This window comes from Pseudoxanthomonas winnipegensis, assembly GCF_004283755.1.
Classification (GTDB): domain Bacteria; phylum Pseudomonadota; class Gammaproteobacteria; order Xanthomonadales; family Xanthomonadaceae; genus Pseudoxanthomonas_A; species Pseudoxanthomonas_A winnipegensis.
Window position 1 is genome coordinate 320137 of sequence record NZ_SHMH01000002.1, and the last position, 23650, is coordinate 343786.

The following is a 23650-nucleotide window of genomic DNA, read 5'->3' on the forward strand; positions in this document are numbered from 1 at the left end:
ACCCTCAGCCGGGCAGCAGGCCCTGACTTTCGTCCTTGAGCGCCACGCCGGTGGCGCCCAACAGCTGCGCCGCGCCGATCAGCCACCAGAGCTTGGCGGCGGCCTGGGCCGGCGACAGCCCGGCGCCGTGGATGTTGGAGATGCAGTTGCGGTCGGCATCGGTCAGGCCCGGGCCCGGGGTGTGGGTCAGGTAGATCCCCAGGCTGTCGCAGGTGCTCAGGCCCGGGCGCTCGCCGATCAGCACCGCCACCATCGGCGCGCCGAGCAGATCGCCGCAGGCATCGCCCAGCGCCACGCGCGCCTGCCGGGCCAGGACCACCGGGCCCACCGACCAGTCGGCCGGGCGCTGGGCCAGGATCTGGGCGCAGACCGCCACGGCGTGCCGCGCGATGGCGGTGGCCGACAGGCCATCGGCGATCACCAGCAGCAGGGCGTCGTCCTGGCGCAGGCGCGGGTGCTGGCCCAGCGCCTGGCGGCTCTCGGCGGACAGCTGCCGTCCAAGGTCGGGACGGCGCAGATAGCGGGCGCGATCCGGCGCTGCGCTGTCCACCTCGATCGCCTGCAGGCCCAGCCGCGCCAGCGCGGCGCGCAGGGCCGCGCAGTCCATCGCGGCGTGGACCGCATCGCGCGCCCGCGCATGCGCCACGCCGGCGGCGAGTACCTCGCGCGTGGGCAGGCTGGTGCCGCTACGGCCCAGGCCGATCCTGGCCGGGGTGTGCTCGCGCAGGGCCTGCCAGGGGTCGGGCAGGGGCGCGCGCAGGTCCGGATCGGTGGCCTCGCTCATGGGCCGGCCTGCGGCGGCATGCGCTCTAGCAGGCGCTGCATCATGTCCGGCTGCCGCCCGTGCTGCAGCAGCGCGCCGTTGGCGTCCACCAGCGACACGCGCTGCAGCCAATGTTCGAACTCCGGCGCGCGCCGCAGCCCCAGCAGCCGGCGCAGGTACAGCGCGTCGTGGAAGGCGCTGCTCTGGTACATCAGCATGATGTCGTCCCCGCCGGGCACGCCCATCATGTAGGTCAGGCCCGCGGCGGCCAGCAGGGTCATCAGATTGTCCATGTCGTCCGCGTCGGCCTGCGCGTGGTTGGTGTAGCAGACGTCGCAGCCCATCGGCAGCCCGAGCAGCTTGCCGCAGAAGTGGTCCTCCAGCCCGGCGCGGATGATCTGCTTGCCGTCTAGCAGGTATTCGGGGCCGATGAAGCCCACCACCGTATTGACCAGCAGCGGCTGGAACCAGCGCGCGACCGCGTAGGCGCGCGCCTCGCAGGTCTGTTGATCCACGCCATGGTGCGCACCGGCCGACAGCGCGCTGCCCTGCCCGGTCTCGAAATACATGACGTTCTGGCCCACGCTGCCGCGCCCCAATGCGCGCGCGGCCTGGTGGCCCTCCTCCAGCAGCGCCAGGTCGATGCCGAAGCTGGCGTTGGCAGCCTGGGTGCCGGCGATGGACTGGAACACCAGGTCCACCGGCGCGCCGCGCTCGATCATGCGCAGGCTGTTGGTGATGTGGGTCAGCACGCAGCTCTGGGTGGGGATCTCCAGCCCGGCGATGATGTCGTCGAGCATGCGCACCTGCGCGGCCAGGCCGCGCGGATCGTCGCTGGCCGGGTTGATGCCGATGACCGCATCGCCGGCGCCGTACAGCAGGCCATCGACGATGCTGGCGGCGATCCCGCGCAGGTCGTCGGTGGGATGGTTGGGCTGCAGGCGCACCGATAGCGTGCCGGCCAGCCCGAGCGTGTTGCGGAAGCGCGTGACCACCTCGCAGCGGCGCGCGATCAGGATCAGGTCCTGGTTGCGCATCAGCTTGCTGACCGCGGCCACCATCTCCGGGGTCAGGCCCGGCGCCAGCTGGGTCAGCGCCGCGGTGGTGGCGCGCTCGGACAGCAGCCAGTCGCGCAGCTCGCCCACGGTCAGGTGCGCCACCGGCGCGAAGGCGACCGCGTCGTGCGTGTCCAGGATCAGCCGCGTCACTTCGTCCTGCTCGTAGGGGATCAGCGCCTCGTGCAGGAAGCGCCGCAGCGGCACCTCGGCCAGGCACAGGCGCGCGGCCATGCGCTCCAGTTCCGAGTCGGCGGCCAGCCCCGCCAGCTGGTCGCCCGAGCGCAGCGGGCTGGCCTTGGCCAGCAGCGTGCGCAGATCGCAAAAGTCCCAGACCGTGCCGTCGATGACGTGGCGGTAGCTCATCGCGTGGGCCCGGCGCCCGCCATCACCAGGGCGCTGGCGCCGCTGTGCAGGCCCAGCGCCTGGCCCGCGCGCACCGCGTCGAGCAGGGTCTCGGCCCGCGCCTGCAGGGCCAGCGCGGCGCGTGCGATCTCCGCGGCCTCCTGGCGTGGCAGCACCAGCACGCCGTCGGCATCGGCGACCACCGCATCGCCGGGCTGGACCACCACGCCGCCGCAGCTCACCGGGTGGTTGAGGCGACCGCCCCAGTCCAGCAGGCGGGTGGTGACCGATGAGGTGCCGCGGCACCACACCGGCAGGCCGCTGGCCTGCAGCTGCTCCAGGTCGGTGCAGGGGCCATCGAGGATCACGCCGACGGCGCCGGTGCGCTGGATCGCCGCGGCGACGATGCCGCCCAGGCAGGCATGGTCGCGATCGCCCAGGCGGTCGATCACCAGCGCATCGCCGGGGCGCAGCAGGCTCAGGGCGTGGTGCAGCAGGGTCGAGTCGGCGCCCGGGATGGCCAGGGTGACCGCGGTCCCCACCAGGCGCAGCCCGGGCGCGACCGGACGCAGGTCGCGGCGCATCAGCCCCCACGGGACGCCATGGCCGACGGTGGAGGTTTCCACCTGGGCCAGTGCGGTGCGCAGGGCGGCGTCCAGCGGCTCGGGGAAGTCGCCGAGCCGGTAGCGGGGCAGGGCGCTCATGCCTCGGCCTCCGCGGTCGAGGCCAGCCGGTGCGCCGGGTCCTCCAGCGTCGCCGCCACGCCGGCGCGCAGGAAGCCCACGTCCGCGCCCAGCGTGACCAGCCCATAGCCGCGCGCGGCCAGGCGCGCGGCGCCGTGGCCGGGCAGGACGGTGCCGCCCAGCGCCAGCCCGGCCTCGCGGCAGCGGCGCTCGCCCTCGTGCCAGAGCTCGAGGAACTCCGGCGCGTCGTAGCGGCCTGGCACGCCGATGCTGGCCGACAGATCCAGCGGGCCGAAGAACAGCATGTCCAGGCCCGGCACCTGCGCCAGCTCGGGAATGGCGGCCACGCCGCGCGCCGACTCGATCATCGCCACCACCAGCGTGTTGGCCTCGGCCTGCGCGGCATAGGCCGAAGCCTGCGCGCCCCAGCCGGCGGCGCGGCAGACCGTGTAGTGCAGGCCGCGCCGGCCGGCGGGCGGGTAGCGGCAGTGCGCGACCAGCTGCGCGGCCTGTTCGGCCGACTCCACGTTCGGCGCGAGGATGCCCTGCGCGCCGGCATCCAGCAGCGGCTTGATCAGCCGGCTGTCGGCCGCGTCCACCCGCGCCAGCGGCGTCGGGCCGTGCGCGCCGATGGCGCGCAGCTGGGCCAGCGCCAGGTCCAGGCTGGTCGGCGTGTGTTCCAGGTCGAGGATCAGCGCGTCCAGGGCGAAGCCGGCCAGGATCTCGGCGACATCCGCACTGGGGGTGAACAGCCACGCCCCGCGCGAGACCGCGCCTGCGCGCAGGCGTTGGACCAGGCGATTAGTCGGCAGCTCATTCATCGCCCAGCCCCCGCTGCCGCAGGAAGAAGCGCGCCGCGGCGGCCTGCAGCGGCGCGCGCTGGTGGCCGGCCCCGGGCACCAGTTCGAACTGGTGATGGACGCCGCAGCTGCGGTAGTTGGCCGACAGCGCCTGCAGGCGTTCGATGCGGGTCTGGCCCGCGCCATGCTGCAGGGTCGGCACGCCGGGCGCGGCGCGCGGCGAGAGCGGCGGCAGTTCGGCGTTGTCCAGTTCGCCCACGGCCAGGTGGATGGCGACCTGGCGGATCGCCGGCAGGTCCACGGCCTGCCCGTACTGCTGCTCCAGATCGGCCACGCCCAGCCAGCACGGCGCGTGCAGGTTCAGCGGCGTGGGATGGCCGGGGGCGCAGATCGACACCGCCTCCAGCGTGCGCGGATGCAGGTAGAGGAAGCGATGCGCGAAGTGGGCGCCGCCGGAGAAGCCGAACAGCTGCAGCGGCGCCGGCTGCAGGCCGTAGCGCTGGCGCACCTCCTCGACCATGCGCAGCAGCACCAGATCGAAGCGGATGTCGTGGTAGCGGATGTACTTGTAGTTGTCCATGTCGTCCGGGTCGCCGATGCCGCAGGGAAACAGCGGCGCCAGCACGACCGCCCCGGAGCGCTCGGCCAGCTGGGCGAAGCCATCGCAGTAGTCCTGGTGGCTGCGCTCGCTGCCGTGCATGGCGACCACGATCCGCGAGGCGGTGGTGTACGGCGTCTGCGGCAGATACAGGCAGTAGCTGAAGCGCTGGTCGTAGCGGCACGCGAGCTGCGGGGTGCGGCCGCGAGTGAACAGCTTGCTGTTGTTGACGGTGATGTTGATGACGCGACTCCGGAATAAATGGGGAAATCCAGGGCGATCGGTGCACATCAATCCGTCGGAGCCTGCGTGCGTGCGCGCCGAAAAAACCGCGCTATGATCCGGACGCAGGCGCTCGGGGTTGCACCAGCGCGGCCCTGGCGATCGGTCGGCACGGATGCGCGAGGCAGCGCGACGCAAGGCGCTCGGTGGGCCGCAGCATCGGCCCGCGACCGGCCAGGACCCCGCAAGCGACCCTGGGGAGGGGCGCTACACGCCCGGACAGGACGACCGGGTTCGCCATTGCCGCTTCCTGGCCCGCAGCGGGCCGGGGCGAGATGCTTGGGGACATCCGTCTCATGCACGCCATCGACAATTCGTGGGAACTGCCCGACATGGTGCCCGCGGCGACCAGCGTCCAGGATTGCCTGCGCAATGCGCTGCAGATCGCGCGTCGCTTCGGATTCGACGCGCTCATCTACGACTTCGCCCCGGTGCCGACCACGCCCGAAGGCGTGCTGATGATGCCCAGCGTGATCGAGCCCTGCAACGTGCCCTCGGACATGCGCGACCTGTGGGTGCGCCAGGGGCTCTACCAGAAGGATCCGGTGCAGGCGCTGGCGCTGCGCGGGTCCTGCCCGTTCTTCTGGTCCTATCACCGCAAGGAGGCCTCGGCGCTGCAGCCGCATCTGGACGAGGACAGCCACGCGGTGGCCGAAGTGCTGCACGACTGGCACTACACGCGCGGGGTCACCGTGCCGCTGCACATGCCCGGCAACCGCTTTGCCACCATGACCGCGCTGTGGCACGACGCGTGTTTCGCCGAGGCGCGTCAGGCGCTGGACCTGCACGTGCTGCGCCTGGCCTACCTGGCGCATGCGACCAACGATCGGCTGGCGCAGCTGTTCGGCCGCGAGGAGCTCACCCCGGTCGGCATCGGCCTGAGCGTGCGCGAGCAGGAGTGCATCGTGCTCTCGGCCCAGGGCCTGTCCTCCAAGCAGATCGCCTGGAAGCTCAAGCGCTCCGAGTCGACCGTGGTGCTGCATCTGCAGAGTGCCGCGCGCAAGCTGGGCGGGCGCAACCGGGCGCAGGCCATCGCCCGTGCCGCGCATTTCGGCTATCTGCGCGAGCCGCTGGATTGATGTGCGGATTCTCAAAGAGCGGGCCGTCGCCGCGGCGGTGAGGCCGGCGGGGTCTGGCGGGTTGCGGATCCATGCTAGCGACCGGCCCTCGCAATAAAACTGCAATTTCTTACAGTTGTCGCAAGGCCGCCGGATCGCGAGTCTTGGTTGCGAAGGGGACTGTCCCCGCAACCGGAACGATCGATGCACCAGCGCAGTGTCCCCCGCGAAGGCCATGTCTCTTTCAGGGGGCATGCCACGTGGTATCGGGTGATCGGCGACCTGCGCTCCGGCCTGGTCCCGCTGGTGTTGCTGCACGGCGGGCCAGGCTGCACGCACGACTATCTGGAGGCCTTCGCCGACCTGGCGCGGGGCGGCCGGCCGGTGGTGTTCTACGACCAGCTGGGCAACGGGCGCTCCACGCACCTGCGTGAGGCGCCAGATGCCTTCTGGACGGTGCAGCTGTTCCTGGACGAGCTGGACGCGCTGCTCGAACACCTGGGCATCGCCCAGCGCTACGACCTGCTGGGCCAGTCCTGAGGCGGCATGCTGGCGGCCGAGCACGCGGTGCGCCGGCCGGCCGGGCTCAACGCCCTGGTCATCGCCTCCTCGCCTTCGTCGTTTCCGCTGTGGGTGCGCGAGGCGCAACGGCTGCGCAAGGCCTTGCCGCAGGACGTGCGCGAGGCGCTGGAGCGCCACGAGGCCACCGGTGACTACCAGCATCCGGACTACCAGGCCGCCACCCAGGTCTTCTACCAGCGCCACGTCTGTCGCCTGGACCCATGGCCGGCGGAAGTGCAGCGCACCTTCGCCGCGATGGCCGACGATCCCACCGTCTACTTCAGCATGAACGGGCCGACCGAGTTCCACGTCATCGGCAGCCTGCGCGACTGGGACATCGGCGCGCGCCTGGACCAGGTGCAGGCGCCGACGCTGGTGATCTCCGGCGCCCATGACGAGGCTACGCCGGCCTGCGTGGCCGCCTATGTCGAACGCATCCCCGACGCGCGCTGGGTGTGCATGCCGGCCTCCTCGCACATGTGCCATGTCGAGGAGCGCGAGGCGACGATGCGGCATATCGATGCCTTCCTGGCCGCGCACGACCGCCTCGGTGGAGGCGCGGCATGAGCGCGCCGGTGCAGGTGGCCGCCGTGCAGCTGTGCAGCGGCGCGGACGTGGCCGCCAACAACGCCGCCATTGCCGCGGCGGTGCGCGCGGCGGCGCACGCCGGTGCGCAGCTGGTGTGCCTGCCGGAAGCGGCCAACCTGCTGCTGCGCGACAACCGCGACTATCCGGGCACCTGCCTGCCCGAGGCGCAGGACACCACGCTGGCCCTGTGCGCCGACCTGGCGCGCGAGCTCGGCATCTGGCTGCACACCGGCTCGCTGCTGCTGCGCACCGAGGACGGTACGCGCATCTGGAACCGCAGCCATGTGATCGACCCGCGCGGCGAGGTGGTGGCGCGCTACGACAAGCTGCACACCTTCGACGTGCGCCTGGGCGGCGCCGGCGACTTCCAGGAATCTGCCAGCGTGCGCCCCGGCCAGGGTGCGCCGACGGTGGTGGAGATCGTGCCGCTGGGCCTGCGCCTTGGGCTGTCGATCTGCTACGACCTGCGCTTCGGCTATCTCTACGAGGCCCTGGCCCAGGCCGGCGCCGATGTCCTGCTGATCCCGGCCTCGTTCTCGGTGGTGACCGGCCCGCTGCACTGGGAGGTCCTGCTGCGCGCCCGCGCGATCGAGACCTGCAGCTACGTGGTCGCGCCGGCCCAGTGCGGCCAGCGCGATGGCGTTTACACCTACGGCCACAGCCGCATCGTCGCGCCGTTCGGGCAGGTCATCGCGGCCGCCGGCGATGACCCCGCCGTGCTCGGCGCGCGCCTGGATCCGGCCGAGGTCATCGAAGCGCGCCAGCGCTTGCCCACCCTGTCCCAACGGCGGCAGCTGCCGCCGACGCACTGCATCCGCATCGGCGACTGACCCGCTCAGCGCACCCGCTCCTCCCGACGTTCCACTGCTCGCCAGCCCTCCCTGTCAGCCTTCTCAGGAACACCTCCCCATGACCCGCTCCGCCCTCCCCGTCGTGTCTCATGCCCATGCGCGGCGCGCCCTCGCGCGGCCCCGCCTGCTGTGTTGTGTCATCACCGCCGTGCTGCTGGGCGCGGCCGGCCCGCTTGCCGCGCAGACCGCCACGCCCGCCGACGGCGGCGAGGACAACGTCAAGGAACTGGGCAAGGTCATCACCAAGGGCACCCGCCAGATCAAGGACGTGACCGGCGGCGCGCTGGGCGTGGTGTCCAAGCTCAACACGCCGTTCTCCATCTCGGCCGTGTCCTCCGAGGCCCTGCAGGACAAGCAGCCGGCCTCGCTGTACGACGCCTTCGGCGGCGACGCCAGCGTGACCCGCCAGGCCGGCAGCGCCTACACCGGCTGGTCGTCCTTCATCTCGGTGCGCGGCATCGCGATCTCCTCCACCGACGGCAGCCAGAAGCTCAACGGCGTGCCGGTCACCACCTGGGGCCTGAGCCTGCCGATCGAGGTCATGGACCAGATCCAGCTGATGAAGGGCGCCTCGGGCTTCATGTACGGCTTCACCTCGCCGGGCGGCGCGGTCAACTACGTGACCAAGAAGCCGGTCGAAGGCAGCCTGCTCAGCGCCGACGTGGGCTGGACCTCCAACAACATCCTCAAGGAGCACGTGGACATCGGCCGCGGCGCCTCGGACGGCAGCGGCCTGGGCTTCCGCCTCAACGCGGTCAACGAGGACGGCACCACGCCGACCGGCACCGACGTCAAGCGGCGCGCGCTGTCGCTGGCCACCACCGCCAACCTCACCGATGCGCTGACCTGGTCGTTCGATTCGATCTACGTCAAGTCGCGCTTCGGCAAGCCGGCGCCGATGGTCTTCCTGACCTCCTACAACCAGGAGCGGCTGCCCTCGCCCGAAGGCGTGGTGCGCAATCCGCAGGCCGACCAGGCCTACGACAACCCGCGCTTCCTCTACGTGGGCACGGGGTTGAACTGGAAGTTCGCGCAGGACTGGAGCGCCGACCTGCGCCTGACCCACAGCCGCACCGACCAGGTGTTCTCCAAGGACTACCTGAGCCTGATCAACGCCGCCGGCCGCTATCAGGACCGGACCTTCGAGGGGCTGCAGATCTACAACAACGACGCGGTGCAGCTGCTGCTGACCGGCACGGTGGACGTGTTCGGCCTGGAGAACCGGCTGGTGCTGGGCGGCACCACCATCAAGCAGCGCGAGACGCGCGGCCTGTCGCACCAGCTGCCGGGCTATCGCAACTACGGCTATCGCAACCTGTATGTCGATCAGGACTTCAACTACACGCCGATCGACGTGGACGGCCAGGCGCGTTTCCCCAACAACTGGAACCGGCAGCAGGCGCTGTTCGTCAGCGACACCGTGCAGCTGACGCCGCACTGGCTGGCCATCGCCGGCGTGCGCTTCACCCATTACAGCCAGCAGCAGAGCCGCTACACCTTCGCCTCGCCCACCAGCTACACCAAGTCCAGTCTCGAGGTGACCACCGACGAGACCACCCCGACGCTGGCGCTGATGTACAAGCCGCGCGAGCAGACCACGGTGTACGCCAGCTATTCGGAGGCCCTGGAGCCGGGCAGCGCGGTCGGCGCGCAGTACGTCAACTATGGCGAGCTGAAGGAGCCGGGCACCAGCAAGCAGTGGGAGCTGGGCTTCAAGAACGACGGCAGCCTGGTGCGCACCGCGCTGGCCGCCTTCCGCGTGGACCGCGCCACCGGCTACGGCAACGAGCGCAACGTCTGGGTGCAGAGCGGCATCAGCCGCTACCAGGGCCTGGACGGCCAGCTGGACCTGAAGCTCAGCGACGATCTGGTCGTCGGCGGTTCGGCCGTGTGGCTGGACAAGGCCGATTACCTCAACGCCTCCTTCCCCTGGCTGCTCAACAAGCGCGTGCCCGGCGCGTATCGCACCAGCGCCTCGCTGCACGCCGACTACACGGTGCCGACGGTGGAAGGGCTCTCGTTCTCGGCCCAGGCCCGCTACACCGGCAAGACCGTGGCCTACCAGAACACCGCCCTGAAGCTCACCGTCAGCACGCCCAGCTACACGCTCTACGACCTGACGGCCAAGTACCAGCAGCTGGTCGGCAGCCACGCGGTGACCTACCGTGCGGGCGTGAGCAACCTGTTCGACAAGACCTACTGGATCGGCGGCTCGGCCACGTACATCTTCCTCGGCGATCCGCGCACGTTCTTCGCCAACGTGACCTTCGACTTCTGATCCAGCGCCATGGCCTGGCATCGGTCCGTCGGCCCGATGCCAGGTCCGGTTCCCCCCACCAGAGGATGCAATGAGCATGGGTGAGCAGAGCGCGCGTACCACCGGCGCAGGGATCCGGCCCTGGGTGCCGTTCTTCTTCGCGCTGGCGCCGATCAATCTGATCCTGTCGGTGGATCGCAACGCCTTCGTCATGGTGGCGCCGGTGATCCAGCGCGAGTTCGGCTTCGGACTGGCGCAGATGTCCTACATCCTGGCGGCCATCTCCTGGACCTATGCGCTGTTCCAGCTGCCCTCGGGCTGGCTGATCCAGCGCTACGGCTTCCGCAGGCTGCTGGCGATCGCGCTGTTCGGCTGGTCGCTGGCCATCGGGCTGATGCCGCTGGCGGCCGGCTTCTGGACCATGCTGCTGCTGCGCCTGCTGTTGGGCGCGGCGCAGGCGCCGGACTGGCCCAGCTCGGTGGCCGCGATCGCGCGCTGGTTTCCCGCCGAGCGGCGCTCGCGCTTCACCTCCATCGCGCTGTCGGGTCAGTACCTCGGCCCGGTGGTGGGCTCGATCCTCACCGGCGCGCTGGCCTACCGCTACGGATGGCGGGTGTGCTTCTACGCCTATGCGCTGATCGGCGTCGGCCTGTGCGGGGTGTGGTGCCTGCTCACCCGCGGCCAGCCCGGCGGGCCGGTCGCGGCGGCCGACGGCCAGACGCACATCTGGCCCGAGCTGCGCCAGATGCTGGCCTCGCGCACCACCTGGCTGCTGTCCTCGTTCTACTTCTGCCTGATCAGCGTGCAGGCCTTCTTCCTCAGCTGGCTGCCGCTGTACCTCACCGGCGAACGCGGCGTCACGCTCACCGCCTCGGGCTGGTACAACGCGATGCCGTGGCTGGCGCTGTATGCCAGCGTGACCGCCTACGGCTTCTTCGCCGATCACCTGCTCAAGCGCGGCGGCTCGCTCAAGCAGGCGCGCCTGCCGGCCGGCGTGCTCGGCCTGTGCATGGGCGGCGGCGCGCTGGCGCTGGTGCCGTTCATCAGCAACCTGCACCTGGTGGTGGTCACGCTGTGCCTGTCGCTGTGCGGCGTGGGCCTGGTGCAGGGCGTGCTGTGGTCGTCCGTGCAGGACTTCGGCGGGCGCCGCACGCCGCTGCTGGCGGCCTGGACCGCATTCTGGGGCAACGTGAGCGCGGGCATCTTCCCGGTGGTGATGGCGCAGCTGGTGGCACACACCGGCAACTGGACCTATGCGCTGTGCGTGCCGCTGGTGTTCTGCGTCATCGGCATCGTGCTGATCTGCCTGCTGCGCTTCCCCGCCCAGCGGGCGTAGGACAACGCGGATCAAGTCGCTGCAGCGCGAGGCGTCCTACCGAGCTGGATCATGACGGTCTTCGGTCAGTGATGTGCAGTCGTTTCGCGCCCAGCACAGGTTCGCCCGCCCCAGCGCCGCGAAGCCGCGGTCGGTGTTCTTGTCCAACCCGCCATAGCGCACCTTGGCAAAGCTCCACAGCCGCTTCGCCACCACGAACACCGGTCTGGTGCATCTTGAGGATCACGCGCCTTGCCCGCGTGCTTGGTCGAGCTTGGCGCCCCGACGATCGTCGCGTCCACGCTTGTAGCCGTGCCCACCTTCAGCCCCCGCAGGGTGAGCATCAACGACGTGGCCTGCGCATCGCAGGCGCTGGCCTGGCGCGCGGCCTGGCGCCGCTGCAGCGGCTTGAGCTCCACGTCCTGCACGCAAGCGCAGGTCGCGCCGATCACCACCAGCACCGCTGACACCTCAGCGGCGGTGCGGTTGAACCAGAGTCCTTGCCACCATTTCTGCGCAGGGGGTGATTGCGGCACGGCTCGGTTCGCTCGGCCCATCCTCCAGCGCTATCGACGCTTGCGTCGGCCTGTCTGCCAGCACGGCTGACGCCGCTGTTCCCGGACACATTCGTCTACCTGGCCAGCGGCCAGCGCAGTTCGAAACGGGTACCGCCGCCGACCGACACGCACAGCGCATCGCCGCCATGCGCCACGGCGATGGCCTTGACCACCGCCAGGCCCAGCCCGCTGCCGCCGCTCTTGCGCGCACGCGACGGATCGCCGCGGCGGAACGCATCGAACACCCGCGCGGCGATCTCCGGCGCGATACCGGGGCCGGCATCCTCCACGTAGAGCACGCACTGGCCTGCGTGCGCCTGCACCCCGACCCGCAACGCGCCCGGCTCGGCGTAGTGCTGCGCGTTTTCGAGCAAGGCCATCAGCGCCTGGCGAATGCGCATCGCATCGCACAGCACCGGCGTGCGCAGGGCCAGCGTCGCTTCCAGCACCAGCCCGCGCGCGCTCAGGCTGCCGCCGAACGCATGCAGCACCGCCGCGACTTCCTGGGCCAGATCGGCCGGCGCCGGATGCAATTCCAGGTGACCGCTGTCGTTGAGGCTGAGCACGCGCAGATCCTCGATCAGCCGGGTCAAGCCCTCCACCTGCCGCAACAGGCTCTCGAACACGGCCACGTCCGGCACGAACACCCCCTCCGCCAGGCCTTGCAGGCGTCCGCGCAGGATCGTCACCGGGGTGCGCAGTTCGTGGGCGACGGCAGCGTTCCAGAACGCGCGCTCGCGGGTCATCGTCTGCAGGCGGTCGGCCATGGCGTTGAAATCGCGCACCAGTTGCGCGGTCTCGCCCAGCGCATGCGCGCCCATCGTCGCGCGCGCATGCAGGTTGCCCTGGGCGACTTCGCGCAGGCTGTACGCCACCGAGTTCAATGGCGTGAGGATGCGCCGCGACAGCCGTACCGCCACCGCCACCGCGATCGCCACGGCCAGCGCCGCAGTGGCGCCGATCCACAGCATCTCCACGTGCGACGGCACCCAGGTGTCGGAGATGCTGTCCGGCCGGTAGGCCACCGCCAGCGCGTAGAACACGTAGGAACCCACGACCGACAACAGGATGATCCACAGCGCCAACGCGCCCAGCGACAGGATGACCTGGCGGCGCAGTCCCGGCGCGCGGCTCATGCGCCGGATCCGAAGCGGTACCCGACGCCACGCACGCTGGTCGGCGTGCCCTGGACGCCCAGCGCCTCCAGCTTCTTGCGCAGCTTGCTGATGTGGCTGTCGATGGTGCGCTCCTGGGTATCGCCTTCCGGCAGACAGGCGTCGCGCAGCTCGGCGCGGCTGAACACCCGCTTGGGCGCGCGCATCAACCGCACCAGCAGCTTGAACTCGGTCAGCGTCAGGTCCAGCGTGTGCCGGCGTTCGCCCACGCGCACGCTGGCCTCGTGCTGGTCCAGGTCGATGTGGAAGGCCCCCACGCGCAGGCTGCGTGTCTCCTCTCCCCCACTGCCGCGGATGCGCCGCAGCACCGCCTGCACCCGCGCCACCACCTCGGCCGGGTTGAACGGCTTGACCACGTAGTCGTCGGCGCCCAGGCGCAGACCCATCAGTTTGTCGATGTCCTGATCCAGCGCGGTGAGCAGGATCACCGGCGTGTCGCCGCGGTGGCGCAGCTCGGCCAGCACCTTCCAGCCGTCCACCGCAGGCAGTTGCACGTCCAGCAGGATCAGCGCCGGGTCCAGCGCCAGATGCAGGTCCAGCGCCGCGCGGCCATCGGCGGCGTGCGCGCTGCGCAGTCCACTGCGCGCCAGGTAGGCGCTGAGGATCTCGGCGATCTCGCTCTCGTCTTCGGCGATCAGGACCAGTGGCGCGGACGCGGGCGCGGCGGCGCCCGGAGAGGAAACGGACATGGCGTGGCGGCGAAAGGCGCGTCGGCCCAGACGGGCGCGGATCTCCATCATATCTCCACACAGTATCGAACGCCGCGCAATCCGCGGCCGCCACCATGCACGGCTTTGGCGTCGCCGCATCCGCGGCGGCAGCGATGAGGCACGAGGCATGGGCAAGCGGCAACAGCGACGGAATCTGGGTATCGGCGTGGCGCTGGGGTGGGCCCTGGTCGGCTGCGGCGGTGGCATGCCGCCGCCGCCGGCGGCCGCGCCGGTGCAGGTCACCGCGCTGACCCTGCGCCCGGCGCCGATGACGGTCAGCGTGGACCTGCCCGGACGCATCGCCGCGGTGCGCAGCGCGCAGATCCGCCCGCAGGTCGGCGGCATCGTGCAGCGCCGCTTCTTCGAACAAGGCGCCGATGTGCAGCGCGGCGACGCGCTGTTCCAGATCAATCCGGCGCCGCTCAAGGCCGACGTCGACACCGCCGCGGCCGCGCTGCACCGCGCCCAGGCCGCGCAGGGCCTGGCCGACGTGCAGCACGCGCGGCTGCAGCGGCTGCTGGACTCGGGCATGGTCAGCCGGCAGATGGTCGACGAGGTCGCCTCGCAGCGCGCGCAGGCCACCGCCACGGTGGCCGAGGCCCGGGCGACGCTGGCGCGGCGGCGCCTGGATCTGGCTTTCGCCACCGTCGATGCGCCGATCGGCGGTCGCATCGATCAGGCATTGCTCACCGAAGGCGCGCTGGTCTCGCCCAGCGACAGCGCGCCGATGGCGGTGATCCAGCAGATCGACCAGGTCTACGTCGACGTGCGCCAGTCCGCCGCCGACCTGGATCCGCTGGATCCGGTCGCGCGCGCGCAGGCCGCCGCCGGCGACGGCCTGCCGGCGCAGATCCTCGACCGCAACGGCACGCCGTCGGGCGTCGGCGGACGCGTGCTGTTCTCCGGCATCAACGTCGATGCCGGCACCGGCGACGTGCTGCTGCGGATCCTGGTCGACAACCCGCAGCGGCGCCTGCTGCCGGGCATGTACGTGCGGGCGCGGGTGCCGCGCGCGCACTACGCGCAGGCGCTGCGCGTGCCGCAGCAAGCGGTCACCCATATCGGCGAGCGCGCGCAGGTGTGGGTGGTGAACGCCGACAAGCGCGTGCGCAGCGCGACGGTGCAACTGGGCGAGCTGATCGAGCGGCAGTACCGCATCGTCTCCGGCCTGCAGGCCGGGCAGCAGGTGGTGGTCGAAGGCATCGACCGGCTCAGCGCCGGCGCCCGCGTCCACGTCAGCCCATGGCAGCCGCCGGCCGCCACGGTCGCGGACTGAGCCGGGGACGCCGCCATGCCGCAGTTCTTCATCGAGCGCCCGGTGTTTGCCTGGGTCATCGCGCTGTTCATCGTGCTGTTCGGCACCCTCGCCATCGGCCAGTTGCCGGTGGCGCGCTACCCGTCGGTGGCGCCGCCGTCGGTGGCGCTGTACGCCACCTACCCCGGCGCCACCCCGCAGACCCTCAACGACTCGGTGGTGAGCCTGATCGAGCGCGAATTGTCCGGGGTCAAGAATCTGCTGTACTTCGAGTCCTCGGTGGACACCTCGGGCAGCGCGCAGATCACCGCCACCTTCAAGCCCGGCACCGACCCGGAGCTGGCGCAGGTGGACGTGCAGAACCGGATCAAGGCGGTGGAGCCGCGCCTGCCGCAGGCGGTGCGGCAGAACGGCCTGCAGGTGGAATCGGCCGCCTCCGGCTTCCTGATGCTGGTCGGCCTGATCTCGCCCGACGGCCGCTACGACGAAGTGGCGCTCAACGACTACCTGGCGCGCAACATCGTGCAGGAACTGCGGCGCGTCGACGGCGTCGGCCGCGTGCAGTTGTTCGGCGCCGAGCAGGCCATGCGCATGTGGGTGGACCCGGACAAGCTCATCGCCTACGGCCTGACCATGACCGAGCTGGCGCAGGCGATCGAACAGCAGAACGCGCAGATCGCCCCCGGCCGGCTCGGCGACGCGCCGACCGTGCGCGGTCAGCGCCTGACCGTGCCGCTGACCGTGGCCGGACAATTGACCACGCCGGCGCAGTTCGCCGCCATCGCGCTGCGGACCGACAGCGGCGGCGCGCGGGTGACCCTGGGCGATGTGGCGCGGGTGGAACTGGGCGCGCAGTCCTATGCCTTCTCCAACCGCGAGAACGGCGCCGCCGCCACCAGCGCGGCGATCCAGCTCTCGCCCGGCGCCAATGCGCTGCGCACCGCGCAGGCGGTACGAGGTCGCATGACCGTACTAGCCGCGAGCATGCCGGCCGGCATGGCCTATTCGATTCCGTTCGACACCGCGCCGTTCGTGAAGCTGTCCATCCAGCAGGTGCTCAAGACCCTGCTGGAAGCGATGGTGCTGGTGTTCCTGGTGATGTACCTGTTCCTGCAGAACGCGCGCTACACGCTGATCCCGGCCATCGTCGCGCCGATCGCGCTGCTGGGCACCTTCGCGGTGATGCTGCTGGCCGGCTTCTCGATCAACGTGCTGACCATGTTCGGCATGGTGCTGGCGATCGGCATCATCGTCGACGATGCCATCGTGGTGGTGGAGAACGTCGAGCGGATCATGGCCAGCGAAGGTCTGCCGCCGCGGCAGGCCACGGCCAAGGCGATGCGCGAGATCACCGGCGCGGTGGCCGGCATCACCCTGGTGCTGACCGCGGTGTTCATTCCCATGGCCTTCGCCAGCGGCTCGGTGGGGGTGATCTACCAGCAGTTCACTCTGGCGATGGCGGTGTCGATCCTGTTCTCGGCGTTCCTGGCGTTGACCCTGACCCCGGCGCTGTGCGCCACCCTGCTGCGTCCGGTCGCGCCCGGCCATCACGCCAAGCGCGGCTTCTTCGGCGCCTTCAACCGTGGCTTCGAGCGCCTGGCCGGCGGTTACGCCGCGCGCGTGAGGTGGTTGTTGCGGCGTGGCGGGCGGGTGATGGCGGTGTTCGCGGCGCTGTGCGTGGCGCTGGTCTTGGCGATGCGCGTGCTGCCCTCGGCGTTCCTGCCGGAAGAGGATCAGGGCTATTTCATGACCTCGATCCAGTTGCCCACCGGCGCCACCAGCGAACGCACCCTGGACGTGGTCAAGGCGTTCGAGCGCCATGTCGCCACGCGCCCGGCGCTGGCGTCCAATCTGGTGATCCTCGGCTTCAGTTTCTCCGGCGCCGGGCCCAACGCGGCCATCGCCTTCACCATGCTCAAGGACTGGGACCAGCGCGGCGGCGCCAGCGCGCGCAACGAGGCCGAACGCGCGCAGCAGGCCATGGCCACCCTGCCCGAAGGCACGGTGATGAGCCTGCTGCCGCCGGCCATCGAGGAGCTCGGCACCTCCTCCGGCTTCACCCTATACCTGCAGGATCGCGGCAACCGCGGCGAGGCCGCACTGATGCAGGCACAGGCGAAGCTGCTGGAACTGGCCGCGGGCAGCATGGTGGTCCGCGACGTGTATCCCGATGGCCTGCCGCCGGGCAAGAGCATCCACCTGGAGATCGACCGTCAGCAGGCCGAGGCCATGGGCCTGTCGTTCGCCGCGGTGAGCAATACGCTGTCGGCGGCGATGGGCTCGCTGTACGTCAACGACTTCCCCAACGCCGGGCGCATGCAACAAGTGATCCTGCAGGCCGACGCTGCCGCGCGCATGCAATTGGACGACGTGCTCGGCCTGCGCGTGCGCAGCGACGGCGGCGGCATGGTGCCGCTGCGCGAGGTAGTGCGCCCCAGTTGGACCGATGCCCCGCAGCAGCTGATGCGCTTCCAGGGCTTCCCGGCCGTGCGCATCGCCGGTGGCGCCGCGCCCGGCGTGTCCAGCGGCGCGGCCATGGCCGAGATGGAACGGCTGGCCGCGCAACTGCCGCCCGGCTTCGCCGTGGCCTGGACCGGGCAATCGCTGCAGGAGCGGCAGTCGGCCGCGCAGGCGCCGCTGCTGATGCTGCTGTCGGCGCTGGTGGTGTTCCTGGTGCTGGCAGCCTTGTACGAAAGCTGGTCGATCCCGCTGTCGGTGATGCTGGTGGTACCGCTGGGCCTGCTCGGCGCGGTGGCCGCGGTGATGCTGCGCGGTCTGCCCAGCGACGTGTTCTTCAAGGTCGGTCTGATCACCATCATCGGCCTGTCGGCGAAGAACGCCATCCTCATCGTCGAGTTCGCCCGGCAATTGCACCGCGATGGCCAGGGCCTGGTCGAGGCGGCGAGCAACGCCGCGCGCCTGCGCCTGCGCCCGATCCTGATGACCTCGCTGGCCTTCGCCCTGGGCGTGGTGCCGCTGATGCTGGCCAGCGGCGCCAGCGCCGAGACCCAGCACGCCATCGGCACCGGCGTGTTCGGCGGCATGCTCAGCGGCACCGTGCTGGCGATCTTCTTCGTCCCGGCATTCTTCGTGTTCGTAGTGGGAATGCAGGAACGGATTGCGCGTTGGCGTGCGCGGCGCAGCGATGGTACGTCAGCCTAGGGCACCGCGGATCAAGTAGCTGCAGCGCGGAGCCTACCGATCTGGATCATGACGGTCTTCGATCAGTGATGTGCACTCGTTCCGCGCCCAGTTCCAGGCGCTCCTGGCTGCCTTTGTGCTGCCCGGTGCGGCTACCCTGCCAACCGCGCACGTGCCAGGGACAGGTTCGCTAGCCCCTCCGCAACTGTGCACGCACCTCAGCGAACCGCTGCGAACCCAATTCATGCTGCTCCAGCAGGCGTCGAAACCTCAGCAACGTCGTCGTCTCCAGCGCCCGCTCCCGGCCCAGGTCGATTCCCACGAAGCGCCGCAGCGCCGTGCCGTCCAGCAGCGCCTCCTCGCAGGTCTCGTCGGCCAGCTTGAACCCGCGCTGCACGAAGTACATCCGCGGCATCGGCTCCAGACCGACCGGGGGCCGGCCTTTGCCTGCTCTGGGGGAGCACGGATCAATCACCGCGCACAGCGTCGACCACGACACAATCCGCTCCCTGGTCGCCAGGAGCACGTCCCGCCGCGTCGGCCGGCGATGCTGCTCGAACCCGGCACCCCTGATCAGCGGCCATCGCCAACGCCTGCTGTTTTATCGGTCCTTTTCCGTCTAGCTGACCATGCGGCGATCTTCGCAACTGATGCGGACTTGTTCAGCGTTGCCGTAAGCAACCCGACGGCGGTGAGCTGCCGCCTAACAATTCATTCAAGCCCTAGCCGCACAAGGCAGGGAAGCGCGCCGCGGTCTCAGCGCGGCGCGTCGGACTTGCCCAGCTCGGCCTTGCGCCGCCCGTAGGCCAGGTAGGCGACCAGGCCGATCAGGTTCCACACCAGGAAGTAGAGCTGGGTGCGGCTGGGCAGGCTGAAGAACAGATACAGGCAGCCGGCGATGGCGACCGGCCCGACGACCCAGGCCAGCGGCGTGCGGAAGCTGCGCGCGCGGCCCGGTTCGCGCTTGCGCAGCACCAGCAGGCAGGCGGCCACGGCGGTGAAGGCGGCCAGCGTGCCGGCATTGGCCAGCGCGGCGATCTCGTCCAGGCGCGCCACGCCGGCCAGCGCCGCGACCAGGATTGCGGTGAACAGCGTGGTCGCCACCGGGGTGCCGGTGCGCGCGTTGACCTTGGACAGCCCGCGCGGCAGCAGGCCGTCGCGCGACATCACGAAGAAGATCCGGCTCTGCCCGTACAGGAAGGCCAGCAGCACCGTCGGCAGCGCGATCACCGCGGCGATGCCGATCACCGCCGCGGCCGTGCCGTGGCCCAGTTCGCGCAGGATCAGCGCCAGCGGCTCGGCGCTCTTGCCGAACACGGTGAAGTGCATCGCGCCTACCGCCGCCAGCGCCACCAGCACGTAGATCAGCGTGCAGCCGATCATCGAGCCGACGATGCCGATGGACAGGTCGCGGCCGGGGTTCTTGGTTTCCTCCGCCGCGGTGGAGATGGCATCGAAGCCGTAGAAGGCGAAGAAGATGATCGCCGCCGCGGCCATCACCCCGTGCTCGACGCCATCGGCACCCACCGACTTGGAGAAGCCATAGGGCATGAACGGGGTGAGGTGCGCGCTGTCGAAGGCCGGCAGCGCCAGCGCCACGAACACCGCCAGCGCGATCAGTTTGATCACCACCAGCACCGCATTGAGCGTGGCGCTCTCCCTGGTGCCGGCCATCAGCAGGCCGGCCACGGCGAAGGTGATCAGCACCGCCGGCAGGTTGAGTACGCCGCCGGCGTGCGGGCCGGCGATGAGCGCATGCGGCAACGAGACGCCCAGCCACTGCAGGAAGCCGACGAAGTACCCCGACCATCCCACCGCCACGGTGCTCACCACCAGCGAGTACTCCAGGATCAGGCTCCAGCCCACCACCCAGGCGATGACCTCGCCCAGCGCCGCGTAGCTGTAGGTGTAGGCGCTGCCGGCCGCGGGCATCATCGTGGACATCTCGGCGTAGGCCAGCGCCGCGCAGGCGCAGACGATGCCGGCGGCCAGGAACGAGATCAGCACCGCGGGCCCGGCCAGGTTGGCGCCCACGCCGATGAGCGTGTAGATGCCGGTGCCGACGATGGCGCCGATGCCCAGCGCCACCAGATGCGGCCAGGACAGCGTGGGCACCAGGCGGTGCCCGGCTTCGTGGACGGTGATCTGGTCGAGCGGTTTGCGGCGCAGCCAAGCGGACATGCGGTAAGCCTTGGAATCCGGACGGGTGCGCAAGTGTGGCCGAAGCACGGCGCCCATTGCACGCTGCGGCGACGCGGCGCTTCGTGGGTGGCGCGTAGGATGTCGGCTTTCAGAAGGAGTCCGCATGAAACCCAAATCGCCGCTCAAGGCCGCCAGCGAGGACGACCAGCAGCGCCTGGCCGTGCTGATCGATGCCGACAACGCCCAGCCGGCGGTGATCGAAGGCCTGCTGGCCGAGGTCGCCAAGTACGGCGTGGCCAGCGTCAAGCGCATCTATGGCGACTTCACCAGCTCGCGCATGACCCAGTGGAAGGCCGCGCTGCTCAAGCATTCCATCGCGCCGGTGCAGCAGTTCGCCTACACCAGTGGCAAGAACGCCACCGACAGCTCGATGATCATCGACGCGATGGACCTGCTGTACACGCACCGCTTCGACGGCTTCTGCCTGGTCTCCAGCGACAGCGACTTCACCCGCCTGGCCCAGCGCCTGCGCGAGGAAGGCCTGGTGGTCTACGGCTTCGGCGAGCGCAAGACGCCCGATGCCTTCGTCCAGGCCTGCGACAAGTTCATCTACAACGATGTGCTGCGCGCCGAGCCCGCCAGTGCCGCGCCGGAGACGGCCAAGCCCGCGCCGGCCAAGCGCGCGAGCAAGCAGGCCGCGAGCGCCGCGGCGAGCGAGCCGGTGCAGGCCAAGGGCAATACGCCGCCGCTGTCGCTGCTGCGCCAGGCCATCGAGGAGGCTTCCGACGAAGAGGGCTGGGCCTCGCTGGGCGCGGTGGGCACCTATCTCAACAAGATCCGCCCCGACTTCGATCCGCGCCTGTACGGCCATCGCAAGCTCAGCGACCTGTTCCGCAGCCAGTCGCGCCACTTCGCCGTGCAGGAGCGCGCCGCCGGCGGCAACGGCGGGCAGCTGGTCTACGTCCGGGCGCTGTAGCCGGCCATGTGCTGGCCGGCGTCAGCTGCGCTGCGGTAGGGTGCGATGCATCCACGCCTTGGGAGGGGCACCACGATGGCCTACACCGGACAATTCACCAGCCCCGAGCCGGCGCGCACGCAGATCGACGCGATGCCTGGCCTCACCGCCCTCGAGTTCGGCACCGCCTGGTGCCCGCACTGCATCGAGGCGCAGGCGCATTTCAAGCGCGCCTTCGACGCGCGCGGCGACATCGCCCACATGAAGATCGAAGACGGCCGCGGCCGCCCGCTGGGCCGCTCGTTCCGGGTCAAGCTGTGGCCGACCGTGGTGCTGCTGCGCGACGGCGAAGAGATCGCGCGCATGATCCGCCCCCGCACCGCCGAAGACGTCCAGCGCGCCCTGGCCCTGCTCGACTGAGCCACACGGCAGGGCGCACGGGGCGCACGGCAAGCGCACAAGCTTTTAGCCCCCTCCCTTTCGCGCAGCGAAGGGGAGGGCCGGGGAGGGGTGAGCTGTTGCTGTTGCTTTTTCCGTTGCTACTGGCGTGGAGCAACAGCAACAGCGCAAGAGCAACCCCCTCCCAACCTCCCCCTTGCGCTGCGCGCAAAGGGGAGGGGCAGAAGCGGAGCGCTTGGAAAACACGTTACCCGCTCAGCCGACGGCTTCCTGCTTCCAGGTCCATCTCAATGCCAATGCCGGCGCCGCTGTGAGTCCAAGTGCCAGCCCCGGCAATTCCAGCTGCGTCGCACGCGCTACGCCGCACGCCGCTGCGCCAGCGCGCAGAAGAACTCCACGTACTGCGCATGGCCACCGGGGAACACCACATCCAGCCGCAGCGGATCGTCCGCATCGGTGATGCCGAGCGCCGCGGTGCGCGGATCGAAGCCCGCATCGCCCGCGCCCGCCGACAGGCGCGCCGCATCCAGCCCGGCCCGTCGTACTGCTCCGGCGCTGCTGTCCACGAACAGCACGCGATTGTCGGTGCCGAAGGCCTCGCCCAGGCGCTGCACCAGGGTCAGGAAGCCGCGGTCGCTGCCGCCGCGCAGCTGCGCGCCGTCGTGCGCCACGCTGGTGACGGTGTCGCCCACGCCGACCAGGCGCGGCATGTCGGCCGGCGCGATCTGCGCCCGCGCCAATGCCACCTGGGCCTCCAGCGTGCGCGGTGCCTGGCGCGCATTGAAATCCGCGCCCAGCGGCCAGCGGCCGGTGCGCGCGTGCACATGGTGGTTGAGCAGCACCAGCACGCCGGCTTCCTTGACCGCGCCCTCGAGCATGAACTGGAAGTCGGTGGTGCCCGCATCGCCCTCCGCGGCCGGCTTGAGGCGCTCGGCACCGGCGTCGTCGCGCCCCAGATTGGGCGCGTAGTGGACGAAGAACGCGCCGTCCAACCCCTCCGCCCGCGCCTCACGCAGCAGCGCCTGCATGAAGTCCGCCGCCTGCCGCTGCAACTGCGCGTACAGCGCCGGCTGCTCGGCCAAAGCATGGTGCAGGGCGTTGAGGTTGAGCGTGGGCGAGGCCGGGTTGTCCAGTACGCAGGTGGCCGCCAGCGTGGCCACGCGATGCGGTTCGAGGTGGTAGGGCGCGCCGAGCAGCAGCGTGGAGAGCCAGCGCGTCATGCGCGTGGGCACGCCCTGCAGGAAGGCCAGTTCCGCATCGCTGACGCCCGGATGGCTGAGCGTGCCGAAGCGGTCCTGCAACTGCACGCCACCGGCCGCCAGGCCGGGCAGGTAGGCGCCGTGCGCGGCGGCATGGCCGGGCGCGCCGAACACGCGATCGACGATGGCGTTCACCCCGCGCGCGCCGATGTGCTCGCCATTGGTCAGCACGGCGAACGCATCGCCCAGCCGGGCCGCCGCCTCGAGGTAATCACGCTCCAGCGTGCGCGTCAGCGGGTCGTGCACCAGCCCCATGCACACCCCGTCCAGATCCTGGATCAGCAGCAGGTCGGGCGTGGCCGCGAGCGAATCGAGCAGGGCGGCGTGGTCCTGCGAGAAGCCGTGGTTTACAGCAGAGGTCATGCGCACAGGGTAGCGTCCTGGCGCGCATCGGTTCGTGACCGCGCCGCGCCAGCGACACGAAAAAGCCTCCTGCAACCCGGTGACGGTGGCGCCTGTCGCAGCGGCCGCGACCTCAGCGTCCGCCGTCGTGCGCGGGCGCGGCCTGATAGCGGCGGCGCGCGCTGCGGATCGCATCGTGGTGCGTCTCCGCCCAGGCCACCAGCGCCTCGATATGCGGCACGAAGCTGCGGCCCAGCGGTGTCAGCGCGTACTCCACCGCCGGCGGCTTGCTGGGGAACACCGTGCGCGTGACCAGCCCGTCTTCCTCGAGCCCGCGCAGGGTCTTGGCCAGCATGCGCTTGGACACATCGTCGATGGCCCGCTGCAGCGCGGCGAAGCGCAGCGGCGCGTCCTTCAGCGCCTGCAGCACCAGCGTGCTCCAGCGATCGCCCAGGCGGTCGAGCACATCGCGCACGGGGCAGTGGGCGGCGTAGGGGGCGGTGGAGCGGTGGAGGGTCATGGCGTGGGATTGGGGATTCGGGATTGGGGATGTTGGGGA

General features: G+C 70.6%; 18 protein-coding genes and 3 pseudogenes. 9 read left to right on the forward strand and 12 right to left on the reverse strand.

Features of this window, described 5'->3' with window-relative positions; translation table 11 throughout:
- Positions 1-4: 4 nt before the first annotated feature.
- Genes eutC through EAT51_RS04850 form a run of 5 tightly spaced genes read right to left on the reverse strand, consistent with a single transcriptional unit; the run spans position 5 to position 4535 of the window.
- A complete protein-coding gene (eutC, locus tag EAT51_RS04830) occupies positions 5-784 on the reverse strand; it encodes an ethanolamine ammonia-lyase subunit EutC (RefSeq protein WP_130553963.1) in 780 nt (259 codons plus the stop codon).
- A complete protein-coding gene (locus EAT51_RS04835) occupies positions 781-2184 on the reverse strand; it encodes an ethanolamine ammonia-lyase subunit EutB (RefSeq protein ID WP_130561368.1) in 1404 nt (467 codons plus the stop codon). Before EAT51_RS04835 ends, eutC begins: the two co-directional genes overlap by 4 nt.
- On the reverse strand, positions 2181-2867 hold the full coding sequence (locus EAT51_RS04840; RefSeq protein WP_130553961.1) for an RraA family protein: 687 nt from the start codon (positions 2865-2867) through the stop codon (positions 2181-2183). Before EAT51_RS04840 ends, EAT51_RS04835 begins: the two co-directional genes overlap by 4 nt.
- On the reverse strand, positions 2864-3667 hold the full coding sequence (locus tag EAT51_RS04845) for an HpcH/HpaI aldolase family protein (protein WP_130553960.1): 804 nt from the start codon (positions 3665-3667) through the stop codon (positions 2864-2866). Before EAT51_RS04845 ends, EAT51_RS04840 begins: the two co-directional genes overlap by 4 nt.
- Positions 3660-4535 (reverse strand): alpha/beta hydrolase family protein, encoded by an 876-nt coding sequence (locus EAT51_RS04850; protein ID WP_130553959.1) that lies wholly within the window; start codon positions 4533-4535, stop codon positions 3660-3662. The genes EAT51_RS04845 and EAT51_RS04850 overlap by 8 nt, the downstream gene beginning before the upstream one ends.
- Before the next feature lie 287 nt (positions 4536-4822).
- Between EAT51_RS04850 and EAT51_RS04855 the strand changes: the two genes are divergently transcribed.
- The 5 genes and pseudogenes from EAT51_RS04855 (at position 4823) to EAT51_RS04875 (ending at position 11177) form a co-directional block, all read left to right on the forward strand.
- The gene (locus EAT51_RS04855) at positions 4823-5605 is read left to right on the forward strand and encodes a helix-turn-helix transcriptional regulator (protein ID WP_205956271.1); all 783 of its coding nucleotides are present in this window, start codon (positions 4823-4825) and stop codon (positions 5603-5605) included.
- A 183-nt stretch (positions 5606-5788) separates the two neighbouring features.
- Positions 5789-6712, forward strand: a pseudogene (locus tag EAT51_RS04860) (proline iminopeptidase-family hydrolase).
- Positions 6709-7563 carry a nitrilase-related carbon-nitrogen hydrolase gene (locus tag EAT51_RS04865; protein WP_130553958.1) on the forward strand — a complete coding sequence of 285 codons (855 nt, stop codon included), beginning with the start codon at positions 6709-6711 and terminating at the stop codon, positions 7561-7563. Before EAT51_RS04860 ends, EAT51_RS04865 begins: the two are co-directional and overlap by 4 nt.
- A 79-nt stretch (positions 7564-7642) precedes the next feature.
- Positions 7643-9862, forward strand: coding sequence for a TonB-dependent siderophore receptor (locus EAT51_RS04870; RefSeq protein WP_165421900.1), 2220 nt, complete (start codon positions 7643-7645; stop codon positions 9860-9862).
- A 76-nt stretch (positions 9863-9938) separates the two neighbouring features.
- A complete protein-coding gene (locus EAT51_RS04875) occupies positions 9939-11177 on the forward strand; it encodes an MFS transporter (RefSeq protein ID WP_165421899.1) in 1239 nt (412 codons plus the stop codon).
- 215 nt (positions 11178-11392) lie between these two features.
- On the opposite strand, the pseudogene EAT51_RS20555 reads toward EAT51_RS04875, so the two are convergent.
- The 3 genes and pseudogenes from EAT51_RS20555 to EAT51_RS04890 form a co-directional block, all read right to left on the reverse strand.
- Positions 11393-11497 (reverse strand): annotated as a pseudogene (locus tag EAT51_RS20555) (IS5/IS1182 family transposase); the annotation flags it as partial.
- 290 nt (positions 11498-11787) lie between these two features.
- The gene (locus tag EAT51_RS04885; protein ID WP_130553955.1) at positions 11788-12849 is read right to left on the reverse strand and encodes an ATP-binding protein; all 1062 of its coding nucleotides are present in this window, start codon (positions 12847-12849) and stop codon (positions 11788-11790) included.
- Positions 12846-13577: a response regulator gene (locus EAT51_RS04890; protein ID WP_130553954.1), complete on the reverse strand. Its 732-nt coding sequence runs from the start codon at positions 13575-13577 to the stop codon at positions 12846-12848. Before EAT51_RS04890 ends, EAT51_RS04885 begins: the two co-directional genes overlap by 4 nt.
- Before the next feature lie 148 nt (positions 13578-13725).
- Here EAT51_RS04890 and EAT51_RS04895 point away from each other — a divergent pair, with 148 nt between their 5' ends.
- Together EAT51_RS04895 and EAT51_RS04900 are read left to right on the forward strand one after the other, a co-directional pair.
- Complete coding sequence (locus EAT51_RS04895) at positions 13726-14874, forward strand: efflux RND transporter periplasmic adaptor subunit (RefSeq protein ID WP_130553953.1); 1149 nt, start codon at positions 13726-13728, stop codon at positions 14872-14874.
- A 15-nt stretch (positions 14875-14889) separates the two neighbouring features.
- Positions 14890-18015 carry a multidrug efflux RND transporter permease subunit gene (locus tag EAT51_RS04900; protein WP_130553952.1) on the forward strand — a complete coding sequence of 1042 codons (3126 nt, stop codon included), beginning with the start codon at positions 14890-14892 and terminating at the stop codon, positions 18013-18015.
- A 193-nt stretch (positions 18016-18208) separates the two neighbouring features.
- On the opposite strand, the pseudogene EAT51_RS04905 reads toward EAT51_RS04900, so the two are convergent.
- A pseudogene (locus EAT51_RS04905) lies at positions 18209-18599 on the reverse strand (transposase); the annotation flags it as partial.
- A gap of 151 nt (positions 18600-18750) precedes the next feature.
- Positions 18751-20175, reverse strand: coding sequence for an amino acid permease (locus EAT51_RS04910; protein ID WP_130561369.1), 1425 nt, complete (start codon positions 20173-20175; stop codon positions 18751-18753).
- A 124-nt stretch (positions 20176-20299) separates the two neighbouring features.
- Here EAT51_RS04910 and EAT51_RS04915 point away from each other — a divergent pair, with 124 nt between their 5' ends.
- Both EAT51_RS04915 and EAT51_RS04920 read left to right on the forward strand, forming a co-directional pair.
- Positions 20300-21112: an NYN domain-containing protein gene (locus EAT51_RS04915; protein ID WP_130530109.1), complete on the forward strand. Its 813-nt coding sequence runs from the start codon at positions 20300-20302 to the stop codon at positions 21110-21112.
- A gap of 75 nt (positions 21113-21187) precedes the next feature.
- Complete coding sequence (locus tag EAT51_RS04920; RefSeq protein ID WP_130514667.1) at positions 21188-21511, forward strand: thioredoxin family protein; 324 nt, start codon at positions 21188-21190, stop codon at positions 21509-21511.
- A 335-nt stretch (positions 21512-21846) separates the two neighbouring features.
- Here the strand turns inward: EAT51_RS04920 and stpA are convergent, their stop codons facing one another.
- Together stpA and EAT51_RS04930 are read right to left on the reverse strand one after the other, a co-directional pair.
- Positions 21847-23112, reverse strand: a complete 1266-nt coding sequence (gene stpA, locus EAT51_RS04925) for a glucosylglycerol 3-phosphatase (RefSeq protein ID WP_130553950.1) — start codon at positions 23110-23112, stop codon at positions 21847-21849.
- Positions 23113-23224: 112 nt separating this feature from the next.
- A complete protein-coding gene (locus EAT51_RS04930; protein ID WP_130553949.1) occupies positions 23225-23611 on the reverse strand; it encodes a winged helix-turn-helix transcriptional regulator in 387 nt (128 codons plus the stop codon).
- Between the last annotated feature and the right edge of the window lie 39 nt (positions 23612-23650).

Excerpts from the sequence above, each read along its gene's own strand:
- eutC (WP_130553963.1), bottom strand. The coding sequence starts at position 784 with ATGAGCGAGGCCACCGATCCGGACCTGCGCGCGCCCCTGCCCGACCCC.
- EAT51_RS04835 (WP_130561368.1), bottom strand. The coding sequence starts at position 2,184 with ATGAGCTACCGCCACGTCATCGACGGCACGGTCTGGGACTTTTGCGAT.
- EAT51_RS04840 (WP_130553961.1), bottom strand. The coding sequence starts at position 2,867 with ATGAGCGCCCTGCCCCGCTACCGGCTCGGCGACTTCCCCGAGCCGCTG.
- EAT51_RS04845 (WP_130553960.1), bottom strand. The coding sequence starts at position 3,667 with ATGAATGAGCTGCCGACTAATCGCCTGGTCCAACGCCTGCGCGCAGGC.
- EAT51_RS04850 (WP_130553959.1), bottom strand. The coding sequence starts at position 4,535 with ATGTGCACCGATCGCCCTGGATTTCCCCATTTATTCCGGAGTCGCGTC.
- EAT51_RS04855 (WP_205956271.1), top strand. The coding sequence starts at position 4,823 with ATGCACGCCATCGACAATTCGTGGGAACTGCCCGACATGGTGCCCGCG.
- EAT51_RS04865 (WP_130553958.1), top strand. The coding sequence starts at position 6,709 with ATGAGCGCGCCGGTGCAGGTGGCCGCCGTGCAGCTGTGCAGCGGCGCG.
- EAT51_RS04870 (WP_165421900.1), top strand. The coding sequence starts at position 7,643 with ATGACCCGCTCCGCCCTCCCCGTCGTGTCTCATGCCCATGCGCGGCGC.
- EAT51_RS04875 (WP_165421899.1), top strand. The coding sequence starts at position 9,939 with ATGGGTGAGCAGAGCGCGCGTACCACCGGCGCAGGGATCCGGCCCTGG.
- EAT51_RS04885 (WP_130553955.1), bottom strand. The coding sequence starts at position 12,849 with ATGAGCCGCGCGCCGGGACTGCGCCGCCAGGTCATCCTGTCGCTGGGC.
- EAT51_RS04890 (WP_130553954.1), bottom strand. The coding sequence starts at position 13,577 with ATGTCCGTTTCCTCTCCGGGCGCCGCCGCGCCCGCGTCCGCGCCACTG.
- EAT51_RS04895 (WP_130553953.1), top strand. The coding sequence starts at position 13,726 with ATGGGCAAGCGGCAACAGCGACGGAATCTGGGTATCGGCGTGGCGCTG.
- EAT51_RS04900 (WP_130553952.1), top strand. The coding sequence starts at position 14,890 with ATGCCGCAGTTCTTCATCGAGCGCCCGGTGTTTGCCTGGGTCATCGCG.
- EAT51_RS04910 (WP_130561369.1), bottom strand. The coding sequence starts at position 20,175 with ATGTCCGCTTGGCTGCGCCGCAAACCGCTCGACCAGATCACCGTCCAC.
- EAT51_RS04915 (WP_130530109.1), top strand. The coding sequence starts at position 20,300 with ATGAAACCCAAATCGCCGCTCAAGGCCGCCAGCGAGGACGACCAGCAG.
- EAT51_RS04920 (WP_130514667.1), top strand. The coding sequence starts at position 21,188 with ATGGCCTACACCGGACAATTCACCAGCCCCGAGCCGGCGCGCACGCAG.
- stpA (WP_130553950.1), bottom strand. The coding sequence starts at position 23,112 with ATGACCTCTGCTGTAAACCACGGCTTCTCGCAGGACCACGCCGCCCTG.
- EAT51_RS04930 (WP_130553949.1), bottom strand. The coding sequence starts at position 23,611 with ATGACCCTCCACCGCTCCACCGCCCCCTACGCCGCCCACTGCCCCGTG.